Genomic DNA, 15,372 nt, shown 5'->3' with positions numbered 1-15,372 from the left:
CCTCGAACTCGATGGTGCGCACGATCAGCTCCTCACCACGCGAACCTGGTGCCCGTAGGAAAAGGCCAGCCCGTTCGGCGGCAGATCCACCCGCTGCACCGCCTGCCCGCGCTCCCCGGTCAACAGGTTGGCCGCGAACAACCGCACGTCCTCCACCAGCTCCACCCCGGCAATCCGTTGCAACACCGCGTAAACCTCCCCGGAGTGCACCGGCCGCCCGAACGGCCACCCGTCGCCGTCCGCACCACCGCGGATCGGGTCGAGGTAGTCGCCCAACGCGTCCATGGCCCGCGCCCGCACGGCCTCCGTCGGCGTTCCGGTGCGCGCCTTCAGATCCGCGACGACCGTGATCCCCTGGTAGAACGGCGGCTCCACGCTCACCCGAGCCCCCACACACCTCCGCGCGTCGAGGTGCCGGGCGATCCGTTCGAGCGTCTCCTGGTCGACCTGGAACGCCGCGAAGTTCGGCTCCTCGTGCTCGGGCACCGCCGGCACGACCAGCACGCGCACGCCGTCATCCCCCGGCGCGCACCGCACCCGCGCGACCTCAGGCGCCGCCTCCCGCGCGAGAATCTCGTAGTCCTCGGCCGTCACCGCCCGATCCCGCGTCCGCAAGGACAGCGGGCCTCGCAAGGCCGCATCCTCGACCGACTCCCCAGCGACACCACCGCGGCCCGGCTTGCGGTTCGTCACGTTGCTCACGAACGGCACCGGATCCCGTTGCACGGTCACGAGGTTGCGGGCGACGTTGCCGCGCAGCCCGCCGCCCGTGCGGTACTCGGGCACCCGGATCGCCGCCGACTTCGTGGGCACGGCGCCGTAGTGCCGCAACGTCCCGTCCTGCTGCCGCACGGCCGGGCCGAAGATGAGCTGGCCCTCGATGTTGTCCAGCAGGAAGTGCCGGTCCTGCGGCCCCGACTCGACGAACGTGGGGACCTCGGTCCAGGTTTCCCAGCCGTCGACCGTCGCGACCTCGACGGTGATCGGCGCACCGGCGACGACCGGGGTGCGGGCGAGCGGGAACCGTTGCCCGGCCACGCCTTCCGAGACGCCGACGGTCTCGGCCTTGACCACGTCGGCGTGCACGGCCTCGGTGGTGCCGCCGATCGTGGCGGCCGTGACGTCGCGGATCTTCGGTGAGCGCTGGTAGAACGGCTGGCCCTGCCACAGTTCGGCGGCGCGGCACCGCAGCCAGCCCGCGCGCTGCCGGACCAGGATCGACGTGGTGTGGCCGGGCGGGACGTGCACGACGACGTCGCCTGCGGAGTTGAAGCCGCCGTTGGTGAAGTGGTCGACCTCGCAGGCGGTCCAGCCCTCGCTCGTCCACGCCTCCCACACCCACGGCGGGTCCTCCGGGTTGATGCCGGAGCCCATCGGTTCGCAGTCGAACCGGAGCAGCACCGCGCAACCCGGAACCGCGTTCGACAGGCCGAACAGCACGGCGTCGCCCGCTTCCGGCTGCTCGCTGAACGCGAACGGCTCCTTGGCGGCCTTGAGGTCGTCGGTGCGGTCGACGGGCTGGCCGTTCGCCGTGGCCGTGGCCAGGCGGGCGAGCTCGCAGGGCACGATCGTGAGCGGGCGGTCGACCGTGAAGACGACGGGGTCCTCGATGCCCTTTCGCTGCGTCGCGACCTGGTTGCCCTGCGGGACCTCGACGGAGGTTTCCTGCGGCGCCGACAGCCAGTAGGTGACGTCCACGCGCGCGGCGGTCGGGGCGAACAGCTCGACGCCGATCAGGTCGAGGAACTTGAGGTAGTGCAACCGAGGCACGCGGTTGAGCCGGTACATCAGCTCGTCGACCATGTGCGCGAACGCCTCGATCAACGTGACGCCGGGGTCGGAGACGTTGTGGTCGGTCCACTCCGGACAGTGCTGCTGGACGCGGCGCTTGGCCTCGTCGACGAGCTGCTGGAACCTGCGGTCGTCCAGGTTCGGCAAGGGAAGCGGCATCACGCACCGTCCTCGTGCGGCGGAATGACGTAGAACGGGAACACGAGGTTGCGCGGGTCGTTGGTGTTGCGCAGGGTGTACTGGATGTCGATCAGCAAGGTGCCCTGGTCGGCCTCGGCGAAGTCGATGATCACGTCGGTGAGGTCGATGCGCGGTTCCCACCGCTCCAGCGACAGCCGCACCTCGTAGGCGATCTGCCCGGCCGTCGTGGAGTCGGCCGGCGCGAACACCAGGTCGTGGATCGCGCAGCCGAACTCCGGCCGCATCGGGCGTTCCCCCGGCGCGGTCGCGAGGATCAGCCGGATGCTCTCGACGATCTCCCGGTCGCCGTCGACCAGCGCCACCGAGCCCGTCGCGTCGGTGCGGACGGGAAAGCTCAGGCCCCTGCCGATGAAGTCCACCGCGTCACCCTCCGATCAGGACGGTCGGGCAGCCGGGCGGCAGGATCGGCGCGCCACAACCGCTCATGTCACCGACGCGGGCCGCCGGCTTGCCGCCGATCAGCACCGTCGGACAGCCCGGTGGGATGATCGGCGTCGGCGGGTGCACGGCGGGCGGCGGGAACGAGCACGTGTGCATGTTCCCGACCGTCGCGGCGGGCAGCCCGCCGATGAGCACGGTCGGGACACCGGGCGGCATGAGGACGCCGGGGTGCCCGGTCATGTCTCCGACTCTTGCTGCGGGTGGCATGGTTCGTTCCTCAGTTGATCTTGACGATGGAACCCTTGACGGTGAGGACACCGCTGGAGGTCACCTCGGTCTGGGCCTGGCCGGCGACCTTGACCTGGGCGCCTTCCGCCTTCAGTTCGGTCTGCGCCGTCACGGTCACCTTCTGGCCCTTGAGCTCCAGCGGCCCGGTGCCGGCGTCGACCGTGATGCCGTTCTGCGCCTTGACGTTGATGGTCTTGCCGCTGGTGATCTCGATGTTCTGCGACTTCTGGTCGAGCTTGACGACGAACTTCCCGTCACCACTGGAGATCACGATGCCGTCGTCCTCGACGAACTCGACCTTGTGGCCCTTCCTGGACACGAAGCCCCTGGCCGCGATCTGGCCGTTGGCGCCGTCGACCGCCGGCTTGCCGAGCTTCGGCGGCTTGTCCTTGCCGTTGTAGAGGCCGCCGAGCACGTACGGCGCGTCGAAGTCGCCGTGCTCGAACCCGACCAGCACCTCGTCGCCGACCTCCGGCAGGATCACCGTGCCGCGGTTCGCGCCGGCGCCGGCCTGCACCGTGCGGGCCCAGACGCTGGTCAGATCCGGCGACAGCCAGGGGAACTTGACCTGGACGCGGCCGATCTCCAACGGGTCCTTGGCGTTCGTGACGACCGCGGGCACGAGTCCGTTGAGGGGCTTGTCCTTCGTGCTGTGGACCAGCCCGTAGAGCGAGCGTTCCTGCTTGCCGGACACCGTGAACTCGGTGGTGTACCCGGTGTGCTCGGCGAACAGGTGCCTGGTGCTGGTGAGCGTGTACTTGCCCTGGAACGGCTCGCCGACGTTGGCCAGCGCCACCGCCACTCCCGCCTTCAGCTCGGGGTTTCCCCTTGCCACGCCGGTGAGTTCTGCGCAGGAGCCGCCGAGCTGCGCGGCCAGTGCTTCCGCCGCGGTCTTGGCCTCGGCGTGCGTGCGGTAGGGCAGGCCGGCTTCGAGGTGCGGCGGTGCCTTGAACTTCGCCGCCAGTTCGGTGGGGTTCGCCTGCGGGACTTCGACTCCCGCGGTGTTCGGCTTGGCCGTGGCCAGCACTTCCTGCTTGTTCTCGAAGTCCCAGCCCCTGACCTGGACCTCGGGCACCTGACCCGCCGTCGTGATGCCGGCCCTGAGCGCGACGAGGGTGCTGTGCATCTCGAGGACGAACGGGTCGGACTTGGCCTTGGCGTTGGTCTTCGGCGCTTTCGCCGGCGGCTCGGGCAGCTTGAAGTCGAGCTTGCCCTCCCTGACCGCGATCTGCGCGCCGACGGTCTTCGCGAGGCGGCTCAAGAACTCCCAGTCGCTGACGTTGTCCTGGCTGAGCTGGGTGTCCGGCCGGCCACCGAAGCCGGGCACGTTGTCGATCGTGCCGGTCTTGATGTTCGCGCGATCGGCGACCTTCTTGACGACGTCGCTCACCGTCATGTTCGGGTAGACCGCGACCCGCTTGCCCCGGAACAGCCGGTGCGCCTCGTCGTAGCCCCTGACTTCGGTGAACGTGCCCTGCCCGTCCAACTCGACGCCCACCGCGGTGATCTCGCCGCTCATGAGCGGCTTCGGCCCGCCGGGGTCGGCCGTCTGGACCTTGAGCGCCGCCTTGGCGCCGATCTTGAAGCCGCCCTTGGTGAGCACGACGTGGCCGGGGTCGCGGAACCGCAGCACGAACATGTCCGGCAGGTTCCGGCTGTCGTCCACGAACGCGTAGGTGAGCAACAGCTTGACGTCCGCGGGCAACGGCTGGCCCTCGACCTCGACGACCAGGTTGTTGGCGAAGCTCTCGTTAGCCATGCTGGATCTCCTCCAACGCCGGAACGAGGACGGTCGAACCGAGCTTGAGCCGCATGGGGTCGTCGATGTCGTTGGCCTCGGCGATGTACCGCCACAGCTCGGGGTTGCCGTACGCCTGGTAGGCCAAGGACTGGAGCGAGTCGCCCGCGGTGAGCGTGTGCGAGTCCCTGGCGGCGAGCGCGCCACTGGTCGGGTTCTGGCCGCCGGGTTCGCCGCTGACCTCTTCCAGGTTGACCGTGCACACCGCCCGCACCGGCATGCCGCCGGGCGTGAAGAGCGTGTACTTGGCCGTGACGCTGGAGACGTAGCTCGGGAAGCCCGTCGTGGTGCCCCACTTGAAGATGACCCAGGGCGGACTGCCCTTGCCCTTGGTTCGTGACTCCTTCGTGGGCACGGTCAGGTTGAACAGCCGCTCGACCAGCTTGATGGTCTTGTCGCCCATCGTGTCGGTGGAGTCGATGAAGATCTCCAGGCTGAGCTTCGCCGGCTCGGCCCCCTTGAACTCCGGCACACCGGCCTTGGCCGCGTTGGGCTGCGCCTGCCGCTGCCACTTGGCGTTCTTGGCGAGGCTGAGCTCCTTGGGGTTGAACGGAAACTCGATCTTGTCCAGTTCCGCCCCCGGCTTCTGCAGCCCACCCGGCTTCGGCGGCTCGTACGCCGTGAGGACGGCGTGTTCCATCTTCTTGGCCGCGGTCTTCGCCCCCGCGCTCGTGAACGTGACAGTCATCGCGCGTCCAAGAACCCGTGGTGCGCCAGCTCGAGCGTCTCCATGGCCACCTTGTTCTGCTCGGCGCTCAGCTGCGGCCCCGTCCACCGGACCGGAACGACCTCCGCCAGCGACCAGCTCGCGATCGTCTTGCCTTCAAGGTTTTTCGCCTCGATGACCGCAGTCCTTCTCTTGATGCCCGAGGCCATGCCCGAGATCCAGTTGGTGATCTTCTGGCTGTCCCTGGTGACCGGCCTGCTGAGCTTCACGTTGGGGTACTTGATGCGCGTGGGCAGCTGCCACACCATCCCGTTGTTGCCGCCCTCTTCCCGCTGCTCGATGACGAACTCGCACCCGAGCCCCTCACAACTGTTGAAGGACCCCAGGTCGTTCTTGTCCACCGACACGCTGAAGCAGACGGCGACGGCTTCCTCTGGTGCGGTCATGGCATGTCCTCACAGGTCGGTGAGCGCCCCACGACGCTCGCGGTCGAGCCACAGATCGGCCTTGAGCCGGCGCAGCAGGGGGTCGTACAACTTGCGCAGCAGCTCTTCGGGGTTCTGGCTTTGCGGTGTCCCCGGCTGCGGCGCCTCGGTTGGTGTGACGGGTGCTTCCGCGGTCCGCTGCACGGGTTCGGGCTGGGGTGGTGCGTTGTCTGTGGTGCGGGCGACGACCGGCTGCTCCGCGGTCTGGGTGACGGTTTGGGGCGCGGTCTGGACGGCGAATTGGGGCGCGGCCTGGGTCATGGCTTGGACCACGGGATGGGCCACGGGGTGGTCCACGGTTGGAGGCGTGGTGCGGGCTGCGGCCGGGGCCACGGCAACCGGCAGGGCCGCAGCAATCGGCGAGGTCGCGGCTGGTTGCAGGTGAGCGAGTGGCCGGGACGCCGGCGGCGTGAAAGCACGCTGGACCATCGGGGCTTCGTTGCCCGCGTATGTCGAGATCGGAGCCGCCTGCTGCACCATCGCAGCTACGTCGCCCGTGCCAACTGCCCGCTGGACCATCTCGGCTGCGGTGCCTGTGTGTGCCCAGATCTGGGGTGTCCGCTGAACCACCGCAGCCCCGTCGCCCGCGTCAGCTACCCGCTGGACCATCTCGGCTCCGGTGCCTGTGTGCGCCCAGATCTGAGGCGTCCGCTGAACCACCGCAGCCCCGTCGCCCGCGTCAGCTACCCGCTGAACCATCTCGGCTCCGGTGCCCACGTGCGCCCAGATCTGGGGCGTCCGCTGAACCATCTCGGCTGCAGTGCCTGGGTATGTCGACATCGGAGCCGCCCGCTGCACCACCGCAGCAACATCACCCGCGCCAACCGCCCGCTGAACCATCTCGGCTGCGGTACCTGGGTATGTCGACATCGGAGCCGCCCGCTGCACCACCGCAGCAACATCACCCGCGCCAACCGCCCGCTGAACCATCTCGGCTGCGGTGCCCGTGTGTGCCGAGAACTGGGGCGTCCGCTGGACCACCGCAGCCCCGTCGCCCGCGTCAGCTACTCGCTGAACCGTCTCGGCTCCGGTGCCCACGTGTGCCGAGAATTGGGATGTTCGCTGGACCACCGCATCCTCGGTGCCCTGGTGTGCTGAGCCCTGAGCCGTCCGCTGGACCATCGCGGTCCCGGTGTGCACCGAATTCTGAGGCGTCCGCTGGACCACAGCGGCCTCACTGCCTGTGTTTGCCGCGAGCTGGGCGGTCCCCTGGGCCGCCACGGCGTCGTTGCCTTGGTGGACCGACGTCTGGGCGATCGGCGGGGCGGACCCGACCAGCCGCTGCGCCACAGGTTCCGTGAAGTCGGCCCTGGTCAGGGCGGGCGTCCCGGTCTGGTTGTCCGGTTCCGCTCCCAGCCGCCCGGACTGTTCCACCACCGGCAGGTCAGGCGCGGAGCCGACCAGCCGCTGCACCGCCGGTGAGCCGGCGCCTGGACTGGCCGCCGGCTGGGTGCTCGTCTGGTCGGCGGATCGCTGCACCATCGGCATCGCGGCCCGCTCCGCCACATCGGCGCTGGAGTCGGCGGACCGCTGAACCACAGCCACCTCACCCGCCGACGAGTCGCCACCGAGGTCGAGAACGGGCACCTGCTCCGCAAAACCCGCCAGCGGAGCCGATTCGCCGATGTCAGTCACCGAGGCCGACCAACCGGGGTCTCCGGCTGAGCCAATTCCCTCGGCGGTTGGACCTGACCCGCCAGAGGGTGGCTCGCCGAGGTGCCCGGCCGGACTCGGCTCATCAGCGGGCGCCGCTGAGCTCGACCGCGCCGGGCCAGGCTGCCGAACGACCGGCATGCCGAGTCCTGGGACTCTCGGCCCGCCATCCTCCGAAAGCCGCTGCACAGCAGGCAAACCGCCGCCTGCGGTCGCGGCATCCGTGAGCGTCCCGGGACCCCGCACGACAGACTGCCCAGAACCAGCGGGCACGTCCGGACCGGCCACCCGCTGCACCACAGAGGTCTCAGAACCAGCCAGCCCAGCAGGCGGCGTCGCGCCACCGGGCTCATCCGGACTGACAGCCCGTTGCGCCACGGCCGGCGTAGCCGCGGCAAGCGGCAAAACAGTCGCGCCAGAGCTGCCTACTTGATCCGCCGATCGCTGCAGCACCGACGAGATCGGCTCACCAAGGCCCAACCTCCTCGGTCGAACCGGCGGAGGCGGCTCTGCCGACACCGAACGCTGCACAGCAGGCGCTTCCTCCTCGGCAGGCGGAGCGTCCGAGGAGGAAGCCTCCACGACATCCGGCTCGTGCGCGGGAGCCGGCTCGGGCGCGGGAGCCGGCTCCGAAACACTCCGTGACACCACGACCGGCGAGGAAGCCGACGGCTCGACGGCTCGGGCAACGACCGGTGCACCAGCCGGGGAAGCACCGCCCCACACCGACTTCCACCCGGCAGGCTCGGAAGCCCCAGAAGGCTCGGGGGCAGGAGCAGCCACGTCCGAGATCGACCCGGACGGCTCAGCAGGCCCCACCGCGTGTGCCAGGGGCGCCAGGAACGACGGATTCTGCCAGGCGGTCAACCCGGCCGAGAAGGACGACACCGGGTTGATCAGCGGATGCGGCGCGACGACCCGCTGCAGGGGCGGCAACGAGCGCCACTCCGCCCGGACCACGGGCAAGGAAGGTTCAGCAGCACGCCGCCGAAAGGGCCACACAGCAAGTCACCTCCCCGAACCGAACCCGGAGAACCCGGACAACCCGGAACCAGAACCCGAACCAGCTGAAATCCGCGTGTTGATGCGGCCGATCTCCTCCACGTACCGCAGCCGCTCACCGTGCTCCAGGTCCAAAATGGAGTCGAGCGACCAGTGGAAGTGGTAGGCGACGTACGCGACCTCCGAATACAGCTGGGATGGCGCGTACGTCACGATTCCCCCAGGCGCCCACCCGAGATGTCGACCTCGAACCCGTGCCCGCACGAGGGACACGCGACGGCCGAGCGCGTGTGTCCCTCGCTGTTGATGCGGCGGTACATGTCCTGCAGGAAAGCCAGGTCCGAGGCGAACAGGTCCTCGATGACGCCGGCGTGCACGTCCGTGACCGACCCGATGCGAGTCACCACGCGGCCCAGCAACACGACCGTCAGATACGCAGCGTTCTCGCGGACCCGGTCGTCCCGCAACGGGATCAGCTCGTCGCGTGCCGTGGCAAGACGCATCACACCGTCGCGATGAACAGTCCCGGAGTCGTCCACGTACCCGCGCGGCAGTTCGAAAGCGAACTCGGTCTGCATCGAAGGAGCAGCAGCGACAGCAGAAGAAGAGCGCCTCACTCGACTTCCATCTCCTCGTAGGTGACCGTCAGCTTCTCGGTCAGCACGGAGGTGTCGCCGGCCTTCAACGTGCCGATCTCCAACGACTTCGGCCAGCAGCGCACGATCTTGTAGCGCTTGATGGCGGCGCCCTCGTAGTCGTAGACGACGACCACGCCGTTCTTGCGGGCGCTGCCCATCTTGCCGAAGCGCGAGTCCTTCACCCACTTCTCGAAGGAGTTGTCGGCCGTGAGACCGCGGGTGAATACGACCTCGCCCGCCTTCATGCGGCCGGGGAGCTTCTTGATGACGTACTTGCCGTCGGCCATGTTCTGCTTGAGCTCGATGACGTCCTGCTCCATCTTCAGGCCGGTCACCTCGGAGATCTGCTTGATCGTGATGCCGTCGACCTCAAGGCCGAACGAGTGGCCTACCGACGTGTCGAGATCGGGGAGTGCCATGTCGAGGAACCGCCTTTACTCGTTGACCAGACTGGTGCCGCCCTGCATCTGGGCGAGCCGGAAGATGACGAACTCCGCGGGCTTGACCGGCGCGATGCCGACCTCGCACACGACCTGGCCGAGGTCGATGCCCTCCGCCGGGTTGGTCTCGCGGTCGCACTTGACGTAGAACGCCTCGTCGGGCGTCAGGCCAAACAGCGCGCCCTTGCGCCACTCCATCACCAGGAACGCGGAGATGGTCCGGCGGATCCGGGCCCACAGGGCGTCGTCGTTCGGCTCGAAGACGACCCACTGCGTTCCGTCCAGAATGGACTCTTCGAGGTAGTTGAAGAGCCGCCGGACGTTCAGGTAACGCCACGCCGGGTCGGACGACAGCGTCCGAGCGCCCCACACGCGAATGCCACGCCCGGTGAAGGCGCGGATGCAATTCACGCCGATCGGGTTCAGCAGCTCCTGCTCCGCCTTGGTGAGCTGCGTCTGCAGCGCCACGGCGCCGCGCACGGTCTCGTTCGCCGGAGCCTTGTGCACGCCGCGGGAAGCATCGTTGCGCGCCCACACACCGGCCATGTGGCCCGACGGCGGCACGAAGATGTTGTCCGAAGTGGACGGGTCGTAGACCTTGATCCACGGGTAGTACAGCGTCGCGTACTTCGAGTCGTAGCCGGCCTCGGTCTGCTTCCAGTTCTTGACCTGGTCCGGCGACAAGTCCGGTGGCGGGTCGAGGATCGCCATGCGGTCGCCCATGAGCTCGCAGTGCGCGATGATCGCGGACTGCACGGTCTTGACGGCCTCCAGCGTGATCAGACCGCGCTGGTAGGAGCTCATCAGGTCCGGCACCGAGACCATCGTGACCTCGTCGATCGCTTCCAGGCCACCGAAACCGGTGCGGTCGGCGACGTCGCCCACGTAGTCGTCGGGCACGACCTTGCGCGGCACGGGCGGCGGGGCCGGAGCCTCTCGCAACGCGACCGAAGCCTTGTCCGGCTTGGCCAGCGACGCCCCCGCGACCTCCTCGATCGTGATCAGCTTCGAGGCCGTGTTGACGACGGTCAGCACGTTCTCCTTGCCGCGCTTGGCCGACACCTGGTGCGTCTCGACGACCTTGCCGTTGTCCTTGACCACCACCGAGAAGCGGTCGTCCGGCTGGTTCTCCCCGGCGGGGTCGCCAACCTCCACGGACAGGCTGCCGGCGTTGAGCTCGCGAGCCGACACCCGGTAGCCGCCCAGCTGCGCCTGCGGGCCCGCGGGCAGCGCGGCGGCGGAACGGGAGCCGCCCACGCGGACGACATAGCAGTTGTTGCCACCGTTGAGGAAGTAGCCGTAGACGGCCAACGGCAGGTAGCAGCCCTCGGCGAAGTCGCCGAACTTGTCGGTGTACTGCGCCCAGTTCGAGACCAGCGTCGGGGTGTTGAACTCACCCTTGGCCGCGAACCCGACGAACGCGGCGACGGCGGTGCCCACGCCCTCGATCGGGCGGGCACCTGCCTCCACCTCCTCGACGTACACGCCCGGCGAGAGATAGGTGGGCATCGACGGCCTCCCATGTCGTACGGAACCCTGTACGACACATGCTGCGGCGATCGCCCAAAACCCGACACGACCCCGCGACGGTGCTGGAGGGAGCCGGTGACTGCCCGAAAGGGCAGCCACCCCTGAGGGGGATTTCCCGCCCGTTCACCAAACTGCCGCCGAACGATCACCGCACGCATCTCATTTGAGCCCTAGCCTTCCCGACGGTCCATGTCCGCCAACAAGGAAGTGCGCTGGCATGCAACGTCGCAGGGCTCCATTGGCCGTGCTCACCACCGTCGTCGTCACGGCGGCCACCCTCACCGCCTCCACCACCGCACAAGCGGCCACCACCACGTTCACCCCCACCGCCGACACCTACGTCGACAACGCCGCCACCGGCACGAACTACGGCACGTCCGGCCAGCTCGGCATCGACAACTCGTCGACCAAGCGGACGTTCCTCAAGTTCTCCGTGTCGGGCCTCACCGAGTCGGTCAGCAGCGCCAAGCTGCGCATCCACACCGACGACGTCGCCGACGCGCAGAGCCCGAACGGCGGCACGTTCCGGTCGATGTCCAACGTCAGCTGGACGGAAACCGGTGTCACCTGGAACAACCAGCCCGCGATCGACGGCGCCACGCTCGGCTCCCTCGGCGCGGTCGTGCGCAACGCCTGGTACGAGGTCGACGTGACCAGCTACGTCACGGGCAACGGCACGTTCAGCATCGGCGTCACCTCCAGCAACTCGGACGGCGCCGACTACGACTCGCGTGAGTCCGGCTCCACCACGGCGCCCCAGCTCGTGATCACCAGCGGCACGACGCCACCGCCCGGCGACCCGGTGTTCGTCGGCGCCGGTGACATCGCGGACTCCGGTTCCGGTGACACCGCGACGGCCGCGCTGCTGGACAACATCCAGGGCACGGTGTGGACCACGGGTGACAACGTCTACCCGGACGGCACCGCGTCGCAGTTCAACACCTACTACGAGCCCACGTGGGGCCGGCACAAGGCGCGCACGCGGCCGTCGCCGGGCAACCACGACTACCACACCAGTGGCGCCACCGGGTACTACAACTACTTCGGTGCGCAGGCCGGTCCGTCGGGACGGGGTTACTACTCCTACGACCTCGGCAACTGGCACATCGTGTCGCTGAACTCCAACATCAGCATGTCCGCCGGCAGCGCGCAGGAGCAGTGGCTGCGCCAGGACCTCGCGGCGAACACGAAGCCGTGCACCGCGGCGTACTGGCACCACCCGCTGTTCACCAGCGGCGCCAACCACGCGCCCTCCACGGCCACCAGGCCGCTGTTCCAGGCGCTGTACGACGCCAACGCGGACGTGGTGCTGTTCGGCCACAACCACCACTACGAGCGGTTCGCTCCGCAGAACCCCAGCGGCGGACTGGACACGGCCCGCGGCATCAGGACGTTCGTCGCGGGCATGGGCGGCGCGGGTGCCTACAGCTTCGGCACGATCAAGCCGAACAGCGAGGCCCGCAACACCGGCACCCGCGGTGTGCTGAAGCTGACGTTGCACAGCAACAGCTTCGACTGGCAGTTCGTCCCGGAAGCGGGCAAGACCTACACCGACAGCGGCACCACGAACTGTCACTGACCGCGCTGCTGCTGGAGGCCGAGCGATGTACCTGTCCACGATCGACAAACCCAAGACGGCGAACTGGAAAGGGCTGAGCGGCAACGTCTTCGCGCTCGGCACGGTCAGCCTCATCACCGACGTCTCGTCGGAGATGGTGGCCGCGATCCTGCCGCTGTACCTGGTGATCGGCCTCCAGCTCAGTCCGGCCGCGTACGGGCTGATCGACGGCGTCTACACCGGCGCCACCACCCTGCTCAGGCTCGCCGGCGGCTACCTCGCCGACCGGACGAACCGGCGCAAGGCAGTCGCGGGCTTCGGCTACGGCATCTCCGCCGCGGCCAAGCTCGGGCTGCTGGCGGCGGGCAACTCCCTGACCGCGCTCGGGTTCGTGATCACCGCGGACCGCGCGGGCAAAGGTCTGCGCACGGCACCACGAGACGCGCTGATCACGCTCTCCACGCCCAGCGGTGACCTGGGCCGAGCGTTCGGCGTGCACCGCGCGATGGACGGGATCGGCGCCTTCGCCGGGCCACTGGTCGCCATGGCCGTCCTCGCGGCGTCGGCCCAGGGAGCGTCACAGTCCTTCGACGCCGTGTTCGTCGTCAGCTTCTGCATCGCCGCGTTCGGTGTGCTGGTCCTGGTCCTCTACGTCAAAGACCGCCCAGAACCGGTCCAGCGCAAGGAACCCGTCAAGCTCGCACTGCTCAAGGACCCGGCCGTGCGCAAGATCGTGCTCGCCGCGTCGCTGCTCGGCCTGGTCACCATCGGCGACGGGTTCGTGTACCTGTTGCTGCAGAAGCGCGAAGGACTGGCGTTCGGCTGGTTCCCGCTGCTCGCCGTCGGCACGAGCCTGGTCTACCTGCTGCTCGCCGCACCGCTGGGCGCACTCGCGGACCGGGTCGGCCGGCTCAAGGTCATGCTCGCGGGCTACGGCGCGCTGACCGCCGTCTACCTGTTGCTGCACGGCCCGCTCGGCGGCTGGCCGCTGCTGGTGCTGGTCGTGCTGCTCTACGGCGTCTTCTACGCCGCCACGGACGGCGTGCTGATGGCGCTCGCGGCCCCGGTCCTGCCGGAACGCCTGCGCACCACCGGCATCGCGTTGATCCAAAGTGGACAGGCGCTCGCCTACCTCTGCTCCTCCGTGCTGTTCGGCCTGCTCTGGCAGTTCTGGAGCCCGGAAGCCGCCACCAGGACCGCCGCGGTCGCGGTCGTCCTCGCCCTGATCACCACCGCCGCACTGCTGGGACGCCGCTCATGAACAGCCGACTGCTGATCACCCTGACCGCTGCCGTCCTGCTCGGCGGTGTCGCCGTCGGCTACACCGCGCTGTCCGGCGCCACATCGGAAGACGCCGCGCAGTCCGTGCCGACCGGAGCGGGTCCGCGGCTGATGGTGCTCAGCAACGGCAAGCTCTCCACGGTGTCCCGCCAGAACCCGGCCGGGTCGCGCGAGATCACCGAGCAGCGCTGCGACCGCGTGTACTCCGCGGCGGGCACCATCTCCTGCCTGCGCCCGGTGGGTGCGTTGAAGGCGGGCGAACTGGCCGTGCTGGACAACCAGCTCAAGGAGCTCCGAACCGTTCCGCTGACCGGTTTCCCCAACCGCACGCGGGTGTCCGCGAGCGGCCGCATGGTGGCGTGGACGCTGTTCGTCGACGGGCATTCGTACGCCGCCAACGGGTTCTCCACCAGCACGGGCATCCTCGACACCAGGACGGGCACACTGGTCCAGTCACTGGAGGAGTTCGCCGTCGAGGGCATGCCGCAGCGACCGGTCGACACGAACTACTGGGGCGTCACGTTCACCGCCGACGACAACCGGTTCTACGCGACCATGTCCACCGGCGGCCACCGCTACCTGATCGAGGGCGACTTCGCGGCCCGCAGGCTCAAGCCGCTGACGGATCAGGACAACGTCGAGTGCCCGTCGCTCTCCCCGGACGGCACCCGCATCGCCTACAAGGCCGCGGTCAACGGCGATCCGCAGCAGGGCTGGCGGGTCTCCGTGCTGGACCTGGCTACGAAGCAGATCACCCCGCTCGCCGAGACCCGCAGCGTCGACGACCAGCCGGCGTGGGTCGACGACAAGACCGTCGCGTACGGCATCCAGCGCGACGACGGCCTCAACGACGTGTGGGCCGTGCCGGCGGACGGCACCGGAACCCCGGCGATCCTGGTGCCCGAGGCCAGTTCGCCGGCACCGATCAGCTGATCACTCGGCTGCGGCCTCTTCTTCTTCCTCGGCCCTCTGCACGAACGTCTGCGCGGTTTCCTCTTCCTCCGCAGGCGCTTCCTCGCGCTGCACGTGCGCCTCACCGGCATGACTGCCGTGGTCTTCGCACCGCTGAACGGGAGCAGCAGGCGTGGCCATGATCCGGTCCGCGTTGGAAACGGCCTCGCGTTCGAACCGGTCGGACGGGTCGCTCACCTTCACGCCACCACCGGTGTCGGTGCCGTCGACCGGCCCGGACCGCTGTTGCACCACGTGCGTGAGCTCGTGAGCCAGCATGTGCTTGCCGCTGTCCGACGCGGGGTCGTACTTGTCGCGCTGGAACACGATGTTCGAGCCGACGGTGTAGGCCTGCGCGTTCACCGACTTCGCCGAGTCGTGCGCGGCTGACCCGGTGTGCACGCGCACGTCCGAGAAGTCCTGCCCGAACCGGCCTTCCATGTCCTCGCGCACGTCGGCGGACAGCGGTGAGCCGCCGGACGAGATGACGTCGTGCACCGGCGAGCGTTCCTCCTCCACGACCGCACCCACACCGGCATTGCCCACGGCCCGTTGCAGGCCGAGCATTCCGGCGGGTCCGAGCACGTCGGGGCGCCCGGCGACGGCCGCGCGGCCGAGCAGGTCGGTCTCCTCGTGCTGGATCCGGTCGCCCTTGGGCCGGAAGGAGGCTTCCGAATCGTGTTCGTGTCCGTGTCCGTGCATCTCCGC

At 68.9% G+C, this 15,372-nt stretch carries 14 protein-coding genes and 1 pseudogene; 3 read left to right on the top strand and 12 right to left on the bottom strand.

Features of this window, described 5'->3' with window-relative positions:
- Positions 1-24 precede the first annotated feature (24 nt).
- The 11 genes and pseudogenes from DI276_RS42200 to DI276_RS42150 form a co-directional block, all read right to left on the bottom strand.
- Positions 25-1,950, bottom strand: coding sequence for a putative baseplate assembly protein (locus DI276_RS42200; protein ID WP_112274837.1), 1,926 nt, complete (start codon positions 1,948-1,950; stop codon positions 25-27).
- Positions 1,950-2,351 (bottom strand): GPW/gp25 family protein, encoded by a 402-nt coding sequence (locus DI276_RS42195; RefSeq protein ID WP_112274541.1) that lies wholly within the window; start codon positions 2,349-2,351, stop codon positions 1,950-1,952. The genes DI276_RS42200 and DI276_RS42195 overlap by 1 nt, the downstream gene beginning before the upstream one ends.
- A 4-nt stretch (positions 2,352-2,355) precedes the next feature.
- Positions 2,356-2,640, bottom strand: a complete 285-nt coding sequence (locus DI276_RS42190) for a PAAR domain-containing protein (RefSeq protein WP_112274540.1) — start codon at positions 2,638-2,640, stop codon at positions 2,356-2,358.
- 10 nt (positions 2,641-2,650) lie between these two features.
- Positions 2,651-4,420, bottom strand: a complete 1,770-nt coding sequence (locus DI276_RS42185) for a VgrG-related protein (RefSeq protein ID WP_112274538.1) — start codon at positions 4,418-4,420, stop codon at positions 2,651-2,653.
- The gene (locus DI276_RS42180; RefSeq protein WP_112274536.1) at positions 4,413-5,147 is read right to left on the bottom strand and encodes a CIS tube protein; all 735 of its coding nucleotides are present in this window, start codon (positions 5,145-5,147) and stop codon (positions 4,413-4,415) included. The genes DI276_RS42185 and DI276_RS42180 overlap by 8 nt, the downstream gene beginning before the upstream one ends.
- Positions 5,144-5,572, bottom strand: a complete 429-nt coding sequence (locus DI276_RS42175; RefSeq protein WP_112274534.1) for a phage tail protein — start codon at positions 5,570-5,572, stop codon at positions 5,144-5,146. The genes DI276_RS42180 and DI276_RS42175 overlap by 4 nt, the downstream gene beginning before the upstream one ends.
- A gap of 9 nt (positions 5,573-5,581) precedes the next feature.
- Positions 5,582-7,246, bottom strand: a complete 1,665-nt coding sequence (locus tag DI276_RS42170; protein ID WP_112274532.1) for a hypothetical protein — start codon at positions 7,244-7,246, stop codon at positions 5,582-5,584.
- Positions 7,247-8,326: 1,080 nt separating this feature from the next.
- Positions 8,327-8,479: pseudogene (locus DI276_RS42165) on the bottom strand (DUF6760 family protein); the annotation flags it as partial.
- Complete coding sequence (locus DI276_RS42160) at positions 8,476-8,844, bottom strand: hypothetical protein (protein ID WP_232837293.1); 369 nt, start codon at positions 8,842-8,844, stop codon at positions 8,476-8,478. The pseudogene DI276_RS42165 and the gene DI276_RS42160, both read right to left, overlap by 4 nt.
- A gap of 35 nt (positions 8,845-8,879) precedes the next feature.
- Positions 8,880-9,323, bottom strand: a complete 444-nt coding sequence (locus DI276_RS42155; RefSeq protein ID WP_112274526.1) for a phage tail protein — start codon at positions 9,321-9,323, stop codon at positions 8,880-8,882.
- A gap of 15 nt (positions 9,324-9,338) precedes the next feature.
- Complete coding sequence (locus DI276_RS42150) at positions 9,339-10,853, bottom strand: phage tail sheath family protein (RefSeq protein WP_112274524.1); 1,515 nt, start codon at positions 10,851-10,853, stop codon at positions 9,339-9,341.
- A gap of 238 nt (positions 10,854-11,091) precedes the next feature.
- Between DI276_RS42150 and DI276_RS42145 the strand changes: the two genes are divergently transcribed.
- The 3 genes from DI276_RS42145 to DI276_RS42135 are packed head-to-tail and all read left to right on the top strand — an operon-like array spanning position 11,092 to position 14,646.
- On the top strand, positions 11,092-12,453 hold the full coding sequence (locus DI276_RS42145) for a CBM96 family carbohydrate-binding protein (protein ID WP_112274522.1): 1,362 nt from the start codon (positions 11,092-11,094) through the stop codon (positions 12,451-12,453).
- Positions 12,454-12,478: 25 nt separating this feature from the next.
- On the top strand, positions 12,479-13,693 hold the full coding sequence (locus tag DI276_RS42140) for an MFS transporter (protein WP_112274520.1): 1,215 nt from the start codon (positions 12,479-12,481) through the stop codon (positions 13,691-13,693).
- The gene (locus DI276_RS42135) at positions 13,690-14,646 is read left to right on the top strand and encodes a PD40 domain-containing protein (protein ID WP_112274518.1); all 957 of its coding nucleotides are present in this window, start codon (positions 13,690-13,692) and stop codon (positions 14,644-14,646) included. Before DI276_RS42140 ends, DI276_RS42135 begins: the two co-directional genes overlap by 4 nt.
- On the opposite strand, the gene DI276_RS42130 is transcribed toward DI276_RS42135, so the two are convergent.
- Positions 14,647-15,366, bottom strand: a complete 720-nt coding sequence (locus tag DI276_RS42130) for an eCIS core domain-containing protein (RefSeq protein WP_112274835.1) — start codon at positions 15,364-15,366, stop codon at positions 14,647-14,649.
- Positions 15,367-15,372 lie beyond the last annotated feature (6 nt).

Origin of the sequence: Lentzea terrae, from assembly GCF_003265345.1 — a bacterium.
GTDB classification, from domain to species: Bacteria; Actinomycetota; Actinomycetes; order Mycobacteriales; family Pseudonocardiaceae; genus Lentzea; species Lentzea terrae.
This window is presented reverse-complemented; position numbering and strand designations above follow the sequence as displayed.